Source organism: Variovorax sp. M-6, assembly GCF_052114385.1.
In the GTDB taxonomy this organism is placed as follows: Bacteria; Pseudomonadota; Gammaproteobacteria; order Burkholderiales; family Burkholderiaceae_C; genus Variovorax.
The window spans coordinates 1-447 of record NZ_JBFREQ010000124.1; the positions used below are offsets into that span (position 1 = coordinate 1).

Annotated in this window: 1 protein-coding gene; it reads left to right on the forward strand. The window is 68.0% G+C overall.

Annotation, left to right across the window (positions count from 1 at the left end):
• On the forward strand, positions 1-342 hold a 342-nt coding region (locus AB4Z46_RS35430; protein WP_442288225.1), incomplete at its 5' end, for a UDP binding domain-containing protein.
• Positions 343-447 lie beyond the last annotated feature (105 nt).

Here is a 447-nt window from a genome sequence, read left to right on the forward strand (position 1 = left end):
CTCCACCAGAGCGGCGCCAGGGTCACGGTCTTCGACCCCAAGGCGATGGAGAACGCCCGCCGGAGCTATCCGGACCTCGCTTACGCGAATTCGCTGGAGGAGGCCGTGACCGGGGCCGAAATCGTGGCAGTCCTGACCGAATGGGACATCTTCCGGCGCGCTGACCCGGCTGCGCTGGGCGAGCTAGTGCAGCTGCGCAACATCGTTGACGGCCGGCACGCGCTTGACGCCGTGGCATACCGCGCCGCTGGCTGGGACTATCGGGCACTCGGAGCACCCAACAGGCTACCCGCGCCGGGCCCGGGGTCCACGACGTTCGAAGCGGCGCATCTGCGTGTCTAGTACGGTCAAGGTCCCAGCGACCGGACCCGGTGTGCAAACGGAACAGCGGCCACCCAAACGCCTCAATGCGCCTGGGTGGCCGCTGTTGCCCTGCCTGGATTCACC